The organism is Citrobacter sp. RHB21-C05 (genome assembly GCF_013889015.1).
Classification (GTDB): domain Bacteria; phylum Pseudomonadota; class Gammaproteobacteria; order Enterobacterales; family Enterobacteriaceae; genus Citrobacter_A; species Citrobacter_A sedlakii.
Map to the genome: position 1 here is coordinate 3,493,664 of NZ_CP057611.1, position 17,227 is coordinate 3,510,890.

The window sequence follows — 17,227 nt, forward strand, 5'->3', positions numbered from 1 at the left end:
CCTGACTTACGCCCGCCAAAGGCAACTTCCGCCCTTTTTCTCAACCAGGTCAAGACGCGATTCATGGGCGGCGACCTCCTCATCAGAGGCAAAAACAACGCGTAGTTTGCGAGCCTGACGCACAAGACGCTGGATTGTCTCTTCACCCTGTTGCTGCTGAGTTTCCCCTTCCATGGCAAAAGTCATCGACGTTTGTCCGCCCGTCATCGCCAGATAAACGTCGGCCAGGATTTGGGCATCGAGCAATGCGCCGTGAAGCGTACGTTTGCTGTTATCGATCTCATAACGCGAACATAACGCATCAAGGCTGTTGCGCTTGCCGGGGAACATCTTTCTTGCCAGCGCCAGACTGTCGGTAACTTTACAGAAGGTGTTGGTTTTAGGGATATCGCGATTGAGCTTCGCGAACTCGTAATCCATAAAGCCGATATCAAACGACGCGTTATGAATCACCAGCTCTGCGCCACGGATATAGTCGAGAAACTCATCGGCCACTTCGGCAAAGGTTGGCTTATCCAGCAGAAACTCATCCGCAATTCCGTGAACGCCGAACGCTTCCGGGTCCACCAGCCGGTCAGGCTTAAGATAGATATGAAAGTTATTGCCCGTCAGACGCCGGTTGATGACTTCCACCGCGCCGATCTCAATGATCTTGTGCCCCTCGTAGTGCGCACCAATCTGGTTCATACCGGTGGTTTCGGTATCGAGGACGATCTGTCGTGTAATTGCAGTGCTCATAGCGGTCATTTATGTCAGACTTGTCGTTTTAGGGTTCGATTCAATTACAGGAAGTCTACCAGAGATGCTTAAACAGGTAGAAATTTTCACCGATGGCTCCTGCCTGGGTAATCCCGGTCCGGGAGGTTATGGGGCGATTTTACGCTATCGCGGACGCGAGAAAACCTTTAGTGAAGGTTATACCCTCACCACCAACAACCGCATGGAGCTCATGGCGGCGATCGTTGCGCTGGAGGCGCTCAAAGAACATTGTGAAGTCATTTTAAGCACCGACAGCCAGTACGTGCGCCAGGGGATTACTCAATGGATCCACAACTGGAAAAAACGCGGCTGGAAAACGGCAGAGAAAAAGCCGGTAAAAAATGTCGATTTGTGGAAACGGCTTGATGCAGCGCTCGGCCAGCATCAAATAAAATGGGAATGGGTAAAAGGCCACGCAGGCCATCCGGAAAACGAACGCTGCGACGAGCTGGCGCGCGCAGCAGCCATGAACCCAACCCGGGAAGATGTCGGTTATCAGACAGAAGAAGCTTAAGCGTCCGGTTTGCGAAATTGCCGGGTGGCGCCCACGGCCTGGGGAATTCGCGCTTTGGTTTTGCTCTGTTTCATTGGGTTAAGCGTAAGCGGAATCGTGCGCTTACGCGCCACAATCGTCTGCATACAGCCCAATGCAGGAAGATGCGCGCTCAGCATTTTTCCGCCGTTCTTTTTCCACGGCAGCACATGAAAGCGGCTGTAATACATCACCTCAAAATTCAACAAGGACAGCCAGTCCAACTGGCGCATCAGCGTAAACATTCGGCTATTGTAAGGAGGTGACTTACGCAGCACCGGCACCAGCTTACGCAGCCCCATCAGGCTCACCGGGTTAAAACCGCTGAGCACCAGCCAGCCATCATCAATCAGTACACGATCGGCTTCGCGCAGTAGACGGTGAGGATCGTCGCACCAGGGGAGCGTGTGCGCCAACAGGCAGACATCGACCGATTTCGGGGCGAAAGGAAGATGTAGCGGATCGGCCTGAACCTGGACAGGCGAGCCTTTGGTCGACACATTGACCTGATGAGACACCGCGCAGGCTTCTGTGTTGATTTCTGCGCTTAAATTGCCCACCTTAAGCAGGTGAAATCCATACATTTTAGCGAACCACGGATTAAGCTGTTGTTCCAGCGCCTCACGATAGTACTCGCCCCAGGGCAAATCGCCCCAGCGATCGGGTGCTACAACTGTCTGAGGGTTCCTTGCCGGTTTCATCACAACCATCCGTTACGCATAGAGAGGTAATAAATGAATCTTAACAGTATTCCGGCGTTTGAGGACAACTACATCTGGGTTCTGAGTGATGACGAAGGTCGTTGCCTGATTGTCGATCCGGGCGACGCCGCGCCAGTCCTGCACGCCATTGCCGAGAATCATTGGCAACCCGAAGCCATTTTATTGACGCATCACCATAACGATCACGTTGGCGGGGTAAAAGAACTGGCGCAAAACTTTCCACACCTGGTGGTATACGGACCGGCAGAAACACAAAATAAAGGCGCTACGCATATCGTCAAAGAGGGCGATTCCGTGCCCATTTTGGGACATGAATTTAGCGTATTCGCTACCCCGGGTCACACTTTAGGACATATCTGTTACTTTAGTCATCCTTACCTTTTTTGCGGCGACACGCTTTTCTCGGGCGGTTGCGGACGGCTATTTGAAGGGACTGCCAGCCAGATGTATCAATCCCTTAAAAAAATAACCGCACTTCCTGATGATACGCTTGTTTGCTGTGCTCATGAGTATACGTTAGCAAATCTTAAGTTTGCTTTAAGCATTCTTCCGCACGATTCGTTCATAAATGATTATTATCGTAAAGTTAATGAGTTACGGGTAAAAAAACAAATGACACTACCCGTAATTCTGAAAAATGAGCGGCAAAATAATATTTTTCTGCGAACGGAAGATCCTGATTTAATTAATGAAATTAACAAAGAAACAATATTGCAACACCCTGAACAGCGTTTTGCATGGTTAAGGTCAAAGAAAGACACCTTCTGACAATTCCGGGTTGCCTTTTCAAAACTTCGCCGTTATGATCGGTCGTCTTTTAAGCAACTATTGACACACACATGAAGGCAAAAGCGATATTACTCGCCTCTGTCCTGCTCGTGGGTTGCCAGTCGTCTCAAAACGCAGGCAATGTCCAACAGCACGCACAGAGCCTTTCTGCAGCTGGTCAAGGGGAAGCAGGAAAGTTTACGAGTCAGGCGCGATGGATGGACGATGGGACGTCCCTCGCGCAGGATCAAGACTTGTGGGCTTTCATTGGCGACGAGCTAAAGATGGGAATTCCGGAGAATGACCGGATTCGCGAACAGAAACAAAAGTATTTACGCAATAAGAGCTATCTCCACGATGTAACTTTACGGGCAGAGCCGTATATGTACTGGATAGCCGGGCAGGTTAAGAAACGTAACATGCCGATGGAACTGGTACTACTACCCATAGTGGAGAGCGCTTTTGATCCTCACGCAACGTCTGGCGCCAATGCCGCAGGTATCTGGCAGATCATTCCGAGCACGGGACGCAATTACGGTTTAAAACAGACCCGCAATTATGATGCGCGTCGCGACCTTGTGGCCTCCACAACCGCAGCGCTCGACATGATGCAGCGTCTGAACAAGATGTTTGATGGCGACTGGTTACTGACCGTAGCGGCGTATAACAGCGGCGAAGGTCGGGTCATGAAGGCAATCAAAGCGAACAAGGCGCGTGGGAAATCCACCGACTTCTGGTCGTTGCCGTTGCCGCGTGAAACGAAGCTGTATGTGCCTAAGATGCTGGCCTTGAGCGATATTCTTAAGAACAGTAAACGTTACGGCGTGAGTCTGCCCACCCCGGACGAAAGCCGGGCACTGGCGCGTGTACGTTTGAGCAGCCCGGTTGAAATGGCGCAGGTTGCAGACATGGCGGGGATTTCCGTCAGCAAGCTGAAGACCTTTAACGCGGGAGTGAAAGGCTCCACGTTGGGCGTTAGCGGTCCACAGTATGTGATGGTGCCAAAGAAGCATGCAGAGCAACTGCGTGAGTCGCTGGCTTCCGGCGAGATTGCCGCCGTGCAGTCTACGTTGGTGGCCGATAACACGCCGCTGAACAGTCGTAGCTATACCGTTCGTTCAGGCGATACACTTTCCGGCATTGCTTCACGTCTCGGCGTGAGCACCAGAGATTTGCAGCAGTGGAATAAACTGCGCGGATCATCGTTGAAAGTGGGCCAAAGCCTGACGATCGGCGCTGGCAGCAGTGCACAGCGACTGGCCAATAACAGCGACAGCATTACCTATCGCGTGCGGAAAGGCGATTCGCTGTCGAGCATTGCTAAACGTCACGGCGTAAACATCAAAGATGTGATGCGCTGGAACAGCGATACGGCAAATCTGCAGCCGGGTGATCAGCTGACGTTGTTTGTAAAAAACAACGCTACGCCGGACTCCTGAAGGCGGTAATAAAAATAAAGGCACTGGATTCCCCCCCAGTGCCTTTTTTATTTATGCCGCTTTGTGGGCTTCAACCATTATCGTGTCGCTGCAGAATGAACCGTCGCCCTGTAAGTCGAAGTAAGCTTTTACTTCTGCCGAGGCACTCTCCTGATAAATACGGATCGCCTCCACCAGCGCTGCGGGAGTTCGCATTCTCGTAACCCATGAATGGAACTCCAGCGACAGACGATCGGTCAATAACGAGTCGGCCACGAGACTCGCCTCGCTGATCAACGACAGCCACTCGCCAGCAGAATAATTACGCACGTGGGAGGTGTCCCGCAACGCTTCAACGGTCTGTAACCAGATATCCCGTACCGGATGTCCTGGGGACATAACATCCATCACGATCAATACCCCGCCCGGCTTCAGTACCCGATTCACTTCCCGCAACGCCCGTCCGACATCATGCCAGTGATGTGCGGAGTATCGGCTAATAACCACGTCAAAAACGCCGTCTTCAAATGGCAAGGTTTCGGCATAACCCTGACGGGTAGTGATATTGCTAAACCCCTTCTCGTTTGCGGCGTGAGCGACAACATCGAGCATCTGAGAGGATAAATCATACGCCACCACCTCTTTGACGTTCTGCGCCGCGACGAAGCTGGCATGGCCGGCGCCACACCCCATGTCCAGCAAGCGGGCCTGCGGCAAAGAGGACAGGCGTGCCGCCAGACGCTGTAAGTCGCGTCCGGAGGCATGTACTGCGCTGGTTAAATAAGCGCTGGCCTGAGAGCCAAACTGTTTTTCAACGTTATCGTGGTGGGAGTGGAATGTCATTGTGCTGTCCTTTCGTTGTTGACAAGATAAAGGGCAGCACCGCGACAGGTCTGCCCCAACGGCAGACCTGACTCACCTTATTGATCAGGTTTGCCGGGACTGAATTCGACGAGTAGCGGATTGTGATCGGAAGCGCGCGTCACCAGTACGGAAGCCTCGCTGACGTTCAGACCACGGTAAAAGACAAAATCGAGAGGACGACCAAACGCCCGACGGCGCTGATCGTCAGTAAAGCGAACCTGCCGCAGGGACATCTCACGCGCAAAGCGATACAGCGCATTCATACGACGTCGGCTCCAGGCGTTAAAATCACCGGCCATAATTACCGGACCACTGTGATGCGCTATCTGGTCACCGATGGGAAGTAACTGCTTACTGTACACATCAACCCCCAGACTAAAGTTCACTGCGTGAATATTCACGACCATCAGCAGTCGCGTATCCGGTAACGGATAGACCGTGACCAGTGCAGACTTGGCGAGACGCAGTATCGGCTCACGCTCGCGAAGAGGACAACAATAAACCGGATGCGCGGCTGACAGCGTCATCACCCCGGACGGGTGCTGCGGCAACACAAACGCCGGTACCTGATCGGCCGCCAGATAGTTAGCGGTCGCAAACTGGACCAGCTCCGGCGTGGTCTGAGCTTCCTGTAATAACACCAAATGCGCGTCTTTACCGAAATTTTTCAGCACCGACAGCCATTCTGCCCGCTGCTGCTTGAATATGTTCCACACCAGGATGCGTATCCGATCTTCACTGCTTAACGGCGCCCCGGCGGGTAATGCCTGGCCGATGCTCGAAAACGACCCGGGCGGCAATATCCGCTCAGCGGGTTGTCCGGCAACGTAGCGCATGGCATAGGTGTTTTTTCGCACTTTTAACTTTCAAACCTCTGTAACGTCAACCAGTCCGGTGTCGGACTGGTTCTTCTGTTATAGGGATTTTAGCTCACACTTTCAACGACCAATTACTGTTTGTTTGTAAGTAAGCGCTGACTTAAGCCACTTACCCCAGTGCGACCACGCGTTGCGGCTTGTCCATTCGGCCACTGACGCCGAGCAATAAAAAAGCGCCCAAAACAATCAGCGCGCCGATCCACGGCGTCTGCGCCAGCCCAACATGCTCAACCGTCAGCCCGCCGATCACCGATCCCAGCGCAATGCCAATATTAAAGGCGGCAATATTCAGCCCCGACGCGACATCAACCGCATTTGGGGTAAACAGCTCAGCCTTTTGCACGACATAGACCTGCAGTCCCGGAACATTGCCAAACGCGAAAATCCCCATCACCAGTATCGTTGCCAGCGCAGCGTAGTGCAGGGTGGCCGTGAACTGAAACACCATCAGCAGGAGAAACAACGCCGCAAAGATAAATTTTAGCGCGGGTACCGCACCATGCTTATCTGCCAGTCTGCCGCCCCAGATATTCCCCACCGCCACGGATACGCCATATCCCAGTAAGATCCAGCTCACCGCTGAGGGTGAGAACCCCGCAAGCTCCTGCATCATCGGTGCGAGAAAAGTAAACGCGGTAAAGACGCCGCCATACCCGAGCGCGGTAATGGCATAAATAAGCAGCAAACGTGGATGCGTTAATACGCGCGGTTGATCGCGGAGGGATGCCGCGGCGCGTCCGGGTATGTTCGCCGGAATCAATAGCTGGCTGCCGATCAGCGCTATAACGCCTAACAGGGAAACCGCCAGAAACGTTTCACGCCAGCCAACATGTTGACCGATAAACGTCCCCAGCGGCACGCCAGTGACCAGAGCCACTGTCAGCCCACCAAACATAATAGCAATGGCGGATGCCGCTTTCTCTTTTGGCACCAGACTGGTCGCGATGGTGGAGCCAACGGAGAAAAATACCCCATGAGCCAATCCGGTAAGTAGCCGGGCAATAATAAGGGTCGTGTAACCCGGCGCCTGCCAGGCCAACAGATTACCCGCCGTGAACAATACCATCAGCGCGACCAGGAGCTGCTTACGCGGTAAGCGCCCTGTCAACGCGGTCAGCACTGGCGCGCCAATAGCAACACCCAGCGCATAGATAGAAACCAGCATCCCCGCCGAAGGAAGGGAGACAGATAACTGTTCGGCAATGGTCGGCACCAGCCCTACAATCACAAACTCGGTGGTACCAATAGCAAATGCGCTTATTGTTAGCGCGAATAACGCGAGAGGCATAAATTACTCCAGTTCATCACTATTCAGATGACACGCAGTATGCCGGGATGGTTTAATAACAAAAATATCCAAAATAACAATACAATTTTGCTTCAGAGGCAAAAATGAAAGCGACATCGGAAGAACTTGCTATCTTTGTATCAGTGGTGGAAAGCGGAAGCTTTAGCCGCGCAGCGGAACAACTTGGTCAGGCAAACTCAGCAGTCAGCCGGGCCGTTAAAAAACTGGAAATGAAGCTTGGCGTCAGTCTCCTTAACCGTACTACCCGTCAGCTCAGCCTGACGGAAGAAGGCGAACGTTACTTCCGGCGCGTACAGTCCGTACTGCAGGAGATGGCTGCGGCAGAGACCGAGATTATGGAGACGCGAACCACGCCGCGTGGCCTGCTGCGCATTGACGCGGCCACGCCAGTCGTTCTGCACTTTCTGATGCCGCTGATTAAACCGTTTCGTGAACGTTATCCAGAGATTACCCTTTCTCTGGTTTCTTCCGAGACCTTTATCAATCTTATTGAACGGAAAGTGGATGTGGCTATCCGCGCGGGCACATTGACGGATTCGAGCCTGCGCGCCCGACCATTGTTTACCAGCTACCGTAAAATTATTGCCTCGCCAGAGTATGTATCGCGTTTTGGTAAACCCGAGACGGTAGAAGAGTTGAAGCAGCACCTTTGCCTGGGCTTTAGCGAACCGGTCTCGCTTAATACCTGGCCCATCGCCTGTCGCGACGGTCAGCTTCACGAAATTATATGCGGTATTTCATCGAATAGCGGAGAGACGCTTAAACAGCTTTGCCTTAGCGGCAACGGCATTGCCTGTCTGTCAGATTATATGATTGATCGGGAGATCGAGCGGGGTGAGCTGATTGAGCTCATGGCCGATAAACGTTTGCCGGTAGAGATGCCATTCAGCGCGGTGTATTACAGCGATCGCGCGGTGAGTACTCGCATTCGGGCGTTCATCGACTTTCTGAGCGAACATATCAAAACAGCTCCCGAAGGAGCTGTCTGAAAGGGAGAAGGCACAGATCAGGAATTAATCCCACTGTGGCGCCAACCCCTCGGGACTGACCAGGCGATCGTTACAGTCCAGCGTGGCGATTGCGTGTTTATCTTCAGCATCCAGCTTCAGATTCAGCGCCTGAAGATTACTCGCGAGGTTTTCCCGTTTTGTGGAAGAGGGAATGACTGAAAAGCCTTCACCTATTGCCCACGCCAGGATCACCTGGGCTGGCGTTGCGCTATGCTTCGCTGCAATACGGGAAATCACTTCATCATTCAGAGCTTTACCATACGCCAGGGTCATGTAAGAGGTGATATGGATGCCGTGCTGTTTTGCCCACTCAACCACTTTACCGTTTTGCAAATAAGGCGACAGCTCAATCTGATTTGTCGCGATATTATCAACGCCTACGGCGGCAATGGCTTTTTCCATCAATGGGATAGTGAAGTTCGAGATACCGATTTCACGAGTGAGTCCTTGCTCTTTCGCTTCCAGCAATGCCTGCATAAATTCTGCAACCGGAACAGCATCATTAGGCGAAGGCCAGTGGATTAGCGTCAGATCGACATAATCGGTACGTAGCTTTTTAAGACTCTCTTTCAGGCTGGGAATGAGCTTGTCTTTGCTCAGATTTTCAGTCCAGATCTTGGTGGTGATGTATAACTCACCGCGTGGAATGCCGCTTTCTGCAATCGCCTGCCCTACTGCCGCTTCATTGTCATAAATTTGTGCCGTATCGACAGCACGATAGCCCAGCGCGAGAGCTGTTTTCACGGACGCAATAACCACGTCGTCCTTAAGACGAAAAGTACCTAAACCAAATGCCGGGATAGCCATAAAATTCCTCGTTAATTCTGTATGTTTGTAAACTCAAAGGATTATGACGTTCCGGTGCAGCTGGAAAAAGAGCGTAAAGCGCAGAGGATTTTTGCGAATTTGGCAATAATGGAACGGCAGGCAAAGAAAAAGCCCTGAGTGTTAACTCAGGGCTCTTAATAAGTGGCGGAACGGACGGGACTCGAACCCGCGACCCCCTGCGTGACAGGCAGGTATTCTAACCAACTGAACTACCGCTCCACCGAATTTTTCTACAACCACTGATTTTTACATCAGTTTACTGCTTAATTTGATGCCTGGCAGTTCCCTACTCTCGCATGGGGAGACCCCACACTACCATCGGCGCTACGGCGTTTCACTTCTGAGTTCGGCATGGGGTCAGGTGGGACCACCGCGCTACGGCCGCCAGGCAAATTCTTTGTGCTCTGTACGCAATACTTTATCGCATCAGCAGCGCTGGCTGCGCAAACTATTGCGTACTTAACTCTGAATCAATGCTGAAAATCTCTCAATTCCGCCAAAACATCTTCGGCGTTGTAAGGTTAAGCCTCACGGTTCATTAGTACCGGTTAGCTCAACGCATCGCTGCGCTTACACACCCGGCCTATCAACGTCGTCGTCTTCAACGTTCCTTCAGGAGACTTATAGTCTCAGGGAGAACTCATCTCGGGGCAAGTTTCGTGCTTAGATGCTTTCAGCACTTATCTCTTCCGCATTTAGCTACCGGGCAGTGCCATTGGCATGACAACCCGAACACCAGTGATGCGTCCACTCCGGTCCTCTCGTACTAGGAGCAGCCCCCCTCAGTTCTCCAGCGCCCACGGCAGATAGGGACCGAACTGTCTCACGACGTTCTAAACCCAGCTCGCGTACCACTTTAAATGGCGAACAGCCATACCCTTGGGACCTACTTCAGCCCCAGGATGTGATGAGCCGACATCGAGGTGCCAAACACCGCCGTCGATATGAACTCTTGGGCGGTATCAGCCTGTTATCCCCGGAGTACCTTTTATCCGTTGAGCGATGGCCCTTCCATTCAGAACCACCGGATCACTATGACCTGCTTTCGCACCTGCTCGCGCCGTCACGCTCGCAGTCAAGCTGGCTTATGCCATTGCACTAACCTCCTGATGTCCGACCAGGATTAGCCAACCTTCGTGCTCCTCCGTTACTCTTTAGGAGGAGACCGCCCCAGTCAAACTACCCACCAGACACTGTCCGCAACCCGGATTACGGGCCCACGTTAGAACACCAGCCATTAAAGGGTGGTATTTCAAGGGCGGCTCCACGCAGACTGGCGTCCACGCTTCAAAGCCTCCCACCTATCCTACACATCAAGGACCAGTGTTCAGTGTCAAGCTATAGTAAAGGTTCACGGGGTCTTTCCGTCTTGCCGCGGGTACACTGCATCTTCACAGCGAGTTCAATTTCACTGAGTCTCGGGTGGAGACAGCCTGGCCATCATTACGCCATTCGTGCAGGTCGGAACTTACCCGACAAGGAATTTCGCTACCTTAGGACCGTTATAGTTACGGCCGCCGTTTACCGGGGCTTCGATCAAGAGCTTCTCCTTACGGATAACCCCATCAATTAACCTTCCGGCACCGGGCAGGCGTCACACCGTATACGTCCACTTTCGTGTTTGCACAGTGCTGTGTTTTTAATAAACAGTTGCAGCCAGCTGGTATCTTCGACTGATTTCAGCTCCATGAGTAAATCACTTCACCTACATATCAGCGTGCCTTCTCCCGAAGTTACGGCACCATTTTGCCTAGTTCCTTCACCCGAGTTCTCTCAAGCGCCTTGGTATTCTCTACCTGACCACCTGTGTCGGTTTGGGGTACGATTTCGTGTTACCTGATGCTTAGAGGCTTTTCCTGGAAGCAGGGCATTTGTCACTTCAGCACCGTAGTGCCTCGTCATCACGCCTCAGTGTTAAAGTGAACCGGATTTACCTGGAACACACACCTACACGCTTAAACCGGGACAACCGTCGCCCGGCCGACATAGCCTTCTCCGTCCCCCCTTCGCAGTAACACCAAGTACAGGAATATTAACCTGTTTCCCATCGACTACGCCTTTCGGCCTCGCCTTAGGGGTCGACTCACCCTGCCCCGATTAACGTTGGACAGGAACCCTTGGTCTTCCGGCGAGCGGGCTTTTCACCCGCTTTATCGTTACTTATGTCAGCATTCGCACTTCTGATACCTCCAGCATGCCTCACGACACACCTTCAACGGCTTACAGAACGCTCCCCTACCCAACAACACATAGTGTCGCTGCCGCAGCTTCGGTGCATGGTTTAGCCCCGTTACATCTTCCGCGCAGGCCGACTCGACCAGTGAGCTATTACGCTTTCTTTAAATGATGGCTGCTTCTAAGCCAACATCCTGGCTGTCTGAGCCTTCCCACATCGTTTCCCACTTAACCATGACTTTGGGACCTTAGCTGGCGGTCTGGGTTGTTTCCCTCTTCACGACGGACGTTAGCACCCGCCGTGTGTCTCCCGTGATAACATTCTCCGGTATTCGCAGTTTGCATCGGGTTGGTAAGCCGGGATGGCCCCCTAGCCGAAACAGTGCTCTACCCCCGGAGATGAGTTCACGAGGCGCTACCTAAATAGCTTTCGGGGAGAACCAGCTATCTCCCGGTTTGATTGGCCTTTCACCCCCAGCCACAGGTCATCCGCTAATTTTTCAACATTAGTCGGTTCGGTCCTCCAGTTAGTGTTACCCAACCTTCAACCTGCCCATGGCTAGATCACCGGGTTTCGGGTCTATACCCTGCAACTTAACGCCCAGTTAAGACTCGGTTTCCCTGCGGCTCCCCTATTCGGTTAACCTTGCTACAGAATATAAGTCGCTGACCCATTATACAAAAGGTACGCAGTCACCCCATAAAGAGGCTCCCACTGCTTGTACGTACACGGTTTCAGGTTCTTTTTCACTCCCCTCGCCGGGGTTCTTTTCGCCTTTCCCTCACGGTACTGGTTCACTATCGGTCAGTCAGGAGTATTTAGCCTTGGAGGATGGTCCCCCCATATTCAGACAGGATACCACGTGTCCCGCCCTACTCATCGAGCTCACAACCGGTGTGGTTTTGTGTACGGGGCTGTCACCCTGTATCGCGTGCCTTTCCAGACACTTCCACTACCACACTGGCTGATTCAGGCTCTGGGCTGCTCCCCGTTCGCTCGCCGCTACTGGGGGAATCTCGGTTGATTTCTTTTCCTCGGGGTACTTAGATGTTTCAGTTCCCCCGGTTCGCCTCGTTAACCTATGTATTCAGTTAACGATAGTGTGACGAATCACACTGGGTTTCCCCATTCGGACATCGCCGGGTCAAAGGTTCATATCACCTCGCCGACGCTTTTCGCAGATTAGCACGTCCTTCATCGCCTCTGACTGCCAGGGCATCCACCGTGTACGCTTGGTCGCTTAACCTCACAACCCGAAGATGTTTCACTTCTGATTGCGATAATTGAGAGACTCACGAACAACTTTCGTTGTTCTGTGTTTCAATTTTCAGCTTGATCCAGATTTTTAAAGAGCAAATATCTCAAACATGACTCGTAAGTCAGTTTTGAGATATAACGGCCGGCGACTTTCACTCACACAAACCAGCAAGTGGCGTCCCCTAGGGGATTCGAACCCCTGTTACCGCCGTGAAAGGGCGGTGTCCTGGGCCTCTAGACGAAGGGGACACAAAGTCTCAATCGCAAGACGCCTTGCTTCTCTACATCTATCAGACAATCTGTGTGGACACTACAAAGGCAGGTTCTTTAAGGTAAGGAGGTGATCCAACCGCAGGTTCCCCTACGGTTACCTTGTTACGACTTCACCCCAGTCATGAATCACAAAGTGGTAAGCGCCCTCCCGAAGGTTAAGCTACCTACTTCTTTTGCAACCCACTCCCATGGTGTGACGGGCGGTGTGTACAAGGCCCGGGAACGTATTCACCGTGGCATTCTGATCCACGATTACTAGCGATTCCGACTTCATGGAGTCGAGTTGCAGACTCCAATCCGGACTACGACATACTTTATGAGGTCCGCTTGCTCTCGCGAGGTCGCTTCTCTTTGTATATGCCATTGTAGCACGTGTGTAGCCCTGGTCGTAAGGGCCATGATGACTTGACGTCATCCCCACCTTCCTCCAGTTTATCACTGGCAGTCTCCTTTGAGTTCCCGGCCGGACCGCTGGCAACAAAGGATAAGGGTTGCGCTCGTTGCGGGACTTAACCCAACATTTCACAACACGAGCTGACGACAGCCATGCAGCACCTGTCTCACGGTTCCCGAAGGCACAACCGCATCTCTGCAGTCTTCCGTGGATGTCAAGACCAGGTAAGGTTCTTCGCGTTGCATCGAATTAAACCACATGCTCCACCGCTTGTGCGGGCCCCCGTCAATTCATTTGAGTTTTAACCTTGCGGCCGTACTCCCCAGGCGGTCTACTTAACGCGTTAGCTCCGGAAGCCACGCCTCAAGGGCACAGCCTCCAAGTAGACATCGTTTACGGCGTGGACTACCAGGGTATCTAATCCTGTTTGCTCCCCACGCTTTCGCACCTGAGCGTCAGTCTTCGTCCAGGGGGCCGCCTTCGCCACCGGTATTCCTCCAGATCTCTACGCATTTCACCGCTACACCTGGAATTCTACCCCCCTCTACGAGACTCAAGCCTGCCAGTTTCGAATGCAGTTCCCAGGTTGAGCCCGGGGATTTCACATCCGACTTGACAGACCGCCTGCGTGCGCTTTACGCCCAGTAATTCCGATTAACGCTTGCACCCTCCGTATTACCGCGGCTGCTGGCACGGAGTTAGCCGGTGCTTCTTCTGCGGGTAACGTCAATGACTGCGGTTATTAACCACAATCCCTTCCTCCCCGCTGAAAGTACTTTACAACCCGAAGGCCTTCTTCATACACGCGGCATGGCTGCATCAGGCTTGCGCCCATTGTGCAATATTCCCCACTGCTGCCTCCCGTAGGAGTCTGGACCGTGTCTCAGTTCCAGTGTGGCTGGTCATCCTCTCAGACCAGCTAGGGATCGTCGCCTTGGTGAGCCGTTACCTCACCAACAAGCTAATCCCATCTGGGCACATCCGGTGGCAAGAGGCCCGAAGGTCCCCCTCTTTGGTCTTGCGACGTTATGCGGTATTAGCTACCGTTTCCAGTAGTTATCCCCCTCCACCGGGCAGTTTCCCAGACATTACTCACCCGTCCGCCACTCGTCAGCAAAGCAGCAAGCTGCTTCCTGTTACCGTTCGACTTGCATGTGTTAGGCCTGCCGCCAGCGTTCAATCTGAGCCATGATCAAACTCTTCAATTTAAGTTTGATGCTCGTGAATTAAACTTCGTAATGAATTACGTGTTCACTCTTCGAGACTTGGTATTCATTTTTCGTCTTGCGACGTTAAGAATCCATGTCACTTTGAGTGCCCACACAGATTGTCTGATAAATTGTTAAAGAGCAGTTGCGACGCGCTTCAGCGCTCTGTCGCGAGGTGGCGTATATTACGCTTTCCTCTTTCAGAGTCAACCCTGAATTTCAGGATTTTTCTCTTCAACCGGACCGGCTGTTTGTGTGAAGTGATTCACATCCGCCGTATCGATGGAGGCGCATTATAGGGAGTCGTCTCAGGAAGACAAGCGGAAAAATGCAGATTTATTTCAACCGCTCACCTTTTGAGCACAACGCTTACTTTTACTGCTGTTTTATCGCTAAAGGCAGGTCTGCCAGACTATTAATCACCCAATCCGCGGCATTTTCTGCTTCTGGCGTCACAGGCTTACCGGTACGTACCAACACTTTGGTTCCGACCCCTGCCGCCAGCGCGGCCTGCATGTCTTCTAATTTATCGCCCACCATATAAGACGCCGCCATATCAATATGCAGAAAATCGCGAGCAGAGATCAGCATGCCTGGATGCGGTTTACGACAATCGCAAACCTGACGAAACTCCTCTACGCTTCCCTGTGGGTGATGGGGACAATAATAGATACCGTCGAGATCAACATCGCGGTCTGCCAGCGACCAGTCCATCCATTCTGTTAAGGTTTCAAACTGCGCTTCAGTAAATTTGCCGCGCGCAATGCCGGACTGGTTGGTGACAACCACCAGCGCATAGCCCATTTTTTTAAGTTCACGCATGGCGTCAATGACACCGTCGATGAATTCGAATTCGTCGATCTCATGTACGTAGCCGTGGTCCACATTGATAGTGCCGTCGCGGTCGAGAAAAATTGCGGGTACAGACTTTGCCACCTTTTATAGCTCCTGAATAAGGCATGTGGCGCTAGTATCGCATTTTTCGGCAGGCAAGAAAGTGCTCATCGTAGAAAGCCTGATTGATTTAGACGTCTGGATGCCTTAACATCCATTTTGTTGACGGCGATTCACCGCTTCAGACAGACAAAAATGCTACGGCTAACTTCATTACGATAATAAATAATCAATGATTAAACTTTCGAATATCACCAAAGTGTTCCAACAAGGGACCCGCACCATTCAGGCGTTGAACAATGTCAGCCTGCATGTCCCTGCCGGACAAATTTACGGTGTGATTGGCGCATCAGGCGCCGGTAAAAGTACGCTAATCCGCTGTGTCAACCTGCTGGAGCGCCCGACAGAGGGGAGTGTGTTGGTAGGCGGGCAGGAGCTGACCACGCTTTCTGAATCTGAGCTGACCAAAGCGCGTCGCCAGATCGGCATGATTTTCCAGCACTTTAATCTGCTGGCCTCCCGTACGGTTTTCGGCAACGTGGCGCTGCCGCTGGAGCTGGACAACACGCCGAAAGAGGAGATCACACGTCGCGTGACCGAATTGCTGGATCTGGTGGGTCTGGGCGATAAGCACGACAGTTACCCGGCCAATCTTTCCGGTGGTCAAAAACAGCGTGTGGCGATTGCCCGTGCGCTGGCAAGCCAGCCCAAAGTGCTGCTGTGCGACGAAGCCACCAGCGCACTGGACCCGGCAACCACACGTTCGATCCTCGAATTACTGAAGGACATTAATCGTCGCCTCGGTCTGACCATTCTGCTGATCACACACGAGATGGATGTGGTTAAGCGTATCTGTGACTGCGTGGCCGTGATCAGCAACGGCGAACTGATAGAACAGGATACGGTCAGTGAAGTGTTTTCCCACCCGAAGACCCCGCTGGCGCAAAAATTTATCCAGTCCACGCTGCATCTCGACATTCCGGAAGATTATCTGGAGCGTCTGAAACCGACCCCCGAAGCCGATAGCGTACCGATGCTGCGCATGGAGTTCACCGGTCAGTCGGTTGATGCGCCGCTGCTTTCCGAAACAGCGCGTCGCTTTAACGTCAATAACAACATTATTAGCGCGCAGATGGATTACGCCGGCGGCGTGAAGTTCGGCATTATGCTGACGGAAATGCACGGCACTCAAGAAGAAACACAAGCCGCCATTGCCTGGCTGCAAGAACACCATGTAAAAGTAGAGGTACTGGGTTATGTCTGAACCGATGATGTGGTTGCTGGTTCGTGGCGTCTGGGAAACGCTGGCGATGACCTTTGTATCCGGATTCTTTGGTTTCGTTATCGGTTTACCGGTTGGCGTGTTGCTCTACGTCACGCGTCCCGGGCAAATTATCGAAAACGCGAAGCTCTACCGCATTCTTTCCGCGGTGGTGAATATCTTCCGGTCAATTCCGTTTATTATTCTTCTGGTCTGGATGATTCCGTTTACTCGCGTCATTGTCGGAACCTCAATCGGACTGCAGGCCGCGATAGTGCCGCTTACCGTTGGCGCCGCGCCGTTTATCGCCCGCATGGTGGAAAACGCGCTGCTGGAAATCCCAACAGGATTGATTGAAGCGTCACGCGCGATGGGTGCGACGCCGCTGCAAATCGTGCGTAAAGTTCTGCTGCCCGAAGCGCTGCCGGGTCTGGTGAACGCGGCGACTATCACGCTGATTACCCTCGTCGGCTATTCAGCCATGGGAGGCGCTGTGGGCGCTGGCGGTCTGGGCCAGATCGGTTACCAGTATGGCTATATCGGCTACAACGCGACCGTGATGAATACGGTGCTGGTATTACTCGTCGTTCTGGTTTATTTAATTCAGTTCGCAGGCGATCGCATCGTTCGGTCTGTAACGCACAAGTAACGTTAACCACAACACAAATAACTCATT

The 17,227-nt window shown here is 52.6% G+C and carries 13 protein-coding genes, 2 tRNA genes and 3 rRNA genes; 6 read left to right on the forward strand and 12 right to left on the reverse strand.

The window, feature by feature from the left end:
• Positions 1-6: 6 nt before the first annotated feature.
• Positions 7-738, reverse strand: a complete 732-nt coding sequence (dnaQ, locus tag HVX72_RS16715) for a DNA polymerase III subunit epsilon (protein ID WP_082636886.1) — start codon at positions 736-738, stop codon at positions 7-9.
• Positions 739-802: 64 nt separating this feature from the next.
• Here dnaQ and rnhA point away from each other — a divergent pair, with 64 nt between their 5' ends.
• On the forward strand, positions 803-1,273 hold the full coding sequence (gene rnhA, locus HVX72_RS16720) for a ribonuclease HI (protein ID WP_042286171.1): 471 nt from the start codon (positions 803-805) through the stop codon (positions 1,271-1,273).
• On the opposite strand, the gene HVX72_RS16725 is transcribed toward rnhA, so the two are convergent.
• Positions 1,270-1,992, reverse strand: coding sequence for a class I SAM-dependent methyltransferase (locus tag HVX72_RS16725; protein ID WP_042286174.1), 723 nt, complete (start codon positions 1,990-1,992; stop codon positions 1,270-1,272). The genes rnhA and HVX72_RS16725 overlap by 4 nt on opposite strands.
• A 33-nt stretch (positions 1,993-2,025) precedes the next feature.
• Here HVX72_RS16725 and gloB point away from each other — a divergent pair, with 33 nt between their 5' ends.
• Positions 2,026-2,781 (forward strand): hydroxyacylglutathione hydrolase, encoded by a 756-nt coding sequence (gene gloB, locus HVX72_RS16730; protein ID WP_042286175.1) that lies wholly within the window; start codon positions 2,026-2,028, stop codon positions 2,779-2,781.
• 71 nt (positions 2,782-2,852) lie between these two features.
• A complete protein-coding gene (mltD, locus tag HVX72_RS16735) occupies positions 2,853-4,220 on the forward strand; it encodes a murein transglycosylase D (protein WP_042286177.1) in 1,368 nt (455 codons plus the stop codon).
• A gap of 51 nt (positions 4,221-4,271) precedes the next feature.
• Here the strand turns inward: mltD and HVX72_RS16740 are convergent, their stop codons facing one another.
• From HVX72_RS16740 to HVX72_RS16750, 3 genes are all read right to left on the reverse strand, one after another.
• Positions 4,272-5,042, reverse strand: a complete 771-nt coding sequence (locus tag HVX72_RS16740; protein WP_181821930.1) for a class I SAM-dependent methyltransferase — start codon at positions 5,040-5,042, stop codon at positions 4,272-4,274.
• 77 nt (positions 5,043-5,119) lie between these two features.
• Positions 5,120-5,920, reverse strand: coding sequence for an endonuclease/exonuclease/phosphatase family protein (locus tag HVX72_RS16745; RefSeq protein ID WP_042286179.1), 801 nt, complete (start codon positions 5,918-5,920; stop codon positions 5,120-5,122).
• Between the two features lie 130 nt (positions 5,921-6,050).
• Positions 6,051-7,229, reverse strand: a complete 1,179-nt coding sequence (locus tag HVX72_RS16750) for an MFS transporter (RefSeq protein ID WP_181821931.1) — start codon at positions 7,227-7,229, stop codon at positions 6,051-6,053.
• 104 nt (positions 7,230-7,333) lie between these two features.
• Here HVX72_RS16750 and yafC point away from each other — a divergent pair, with 104 nt between their 5' ends.
• Complete coding sequence (gene yafC, locus HVX72_RS16755; protein ID WP_181821932.1) at positions 7,334-8,239, forward strand: DNA-binding transcriptional regulator YafC; 906 nt, start codon at positions 7,334-7,336, stop codon at positions 8,237-8,239.
• A gap of 24 nt (positions 8,240-8,263) precedes the next feature.
• Here yafC and dkgB read toward each other — a convergent pair whose 3' ends face one another.
• From dkgB to gmhB, 7 genes are all read right to left on the reverse strand, one after another.
• Positions 8,264-9,067, reverse strand: a complete 804-nt coding sequence (dkgB, locus tag HVX72_RS16760; RefSeq protein ID WP_181821933.1) for a 2,5-didehydrogluconate reductase DkgB — start codon at positions 9,065-9,067, stop codon at positions 8,264-8,266.
• Positions 9,068-9,230: 163 nt separating this feature from the next.
• Positions 9,231-9,307 (reverse strand) — tRNA-Asp (locus HVX72_RS16765).
• A gap of 54 nt (positions 9,308-9,361) precedes the next feature.
• Positions 9,362-9,477 (reverse strand): 5S ribosomal RNA (rrf, locus tag HVX72_RS16770).
• A gap of 128 nt (positions 9,478-9,605) precedes the next feature.
• Positions 9,606-12,510 (reverse strand): 23S ribosomal RNA (locus HVX72_RS16775).
• A 184-nt stretch (positions 12,511-12,694) separates the two neighbouring features.
• A tRNA-Glu gene (locus tag HVX72_RS16780) sits at positions 12,695-12,770 on the reverse strand.
• 84 nt (positions 12,771-12,854) lie between these two features.
• A 16S ribosomal RNA gene (locus HVX72_RS16785) occupies positions 12,855-14,396 on the reverse strand.
• Together the 16S, 23S and 5S rRNA genes with 2 tRNA genes alongside form the textbook arrangement of a ribosomal RNA operon.
• Positions 14,397-14,771: 375 nt before the next feature.
• The gene (gmhB, locus tag HVX72_RS16790; RefSeq protein ID WP_042289808.1) at positions 14,772-15,332 is read right to left on the reverse strand and encodes a D-glycero-beta-D-manno-heptose 1,7-bisphosphate 7-phosphatase; all 561 of its coding nucleotides are present in this window, start codon (positions 15,330-15,332) and stop codon (positions 14,772-14,774) included.
• 190 nt (positions 15,333-15,522) lie between these two features.
• Here gmhB and metN point away from each other — a divergent pair, with 190 nt between their 5' ends.
• The gene (gene metN / locus HVX72_RS16795; protein WP_042289810.1) at positions 15,523-16,554 is read left to right on the forward strand and encodes a methionine ABC transporter ATP-binding protein MetN; all 1,032 of its coding nucleotides are present in this window, start codon (positions 15,523-15,525) and stop codon (positions 16,552-16,554) included.
• Positions 16,547-17,200 (forward strand): methionine ABC transporter permease MetI, encoded by a 654-nt coding sequence (locus tag HVX72_RS16800; protein ID WP_042289812.1) that lies wholly within the window; start codon positions 16,547-16,549, stop codon positions 17,198-17,200. The genes metN and HVX72_RS16800 overlap by 8 nt, the downstream gene beginning before the upstream one ends.
• Positions 17,201-17,227 lie beyond the last annotated feature (27 nt).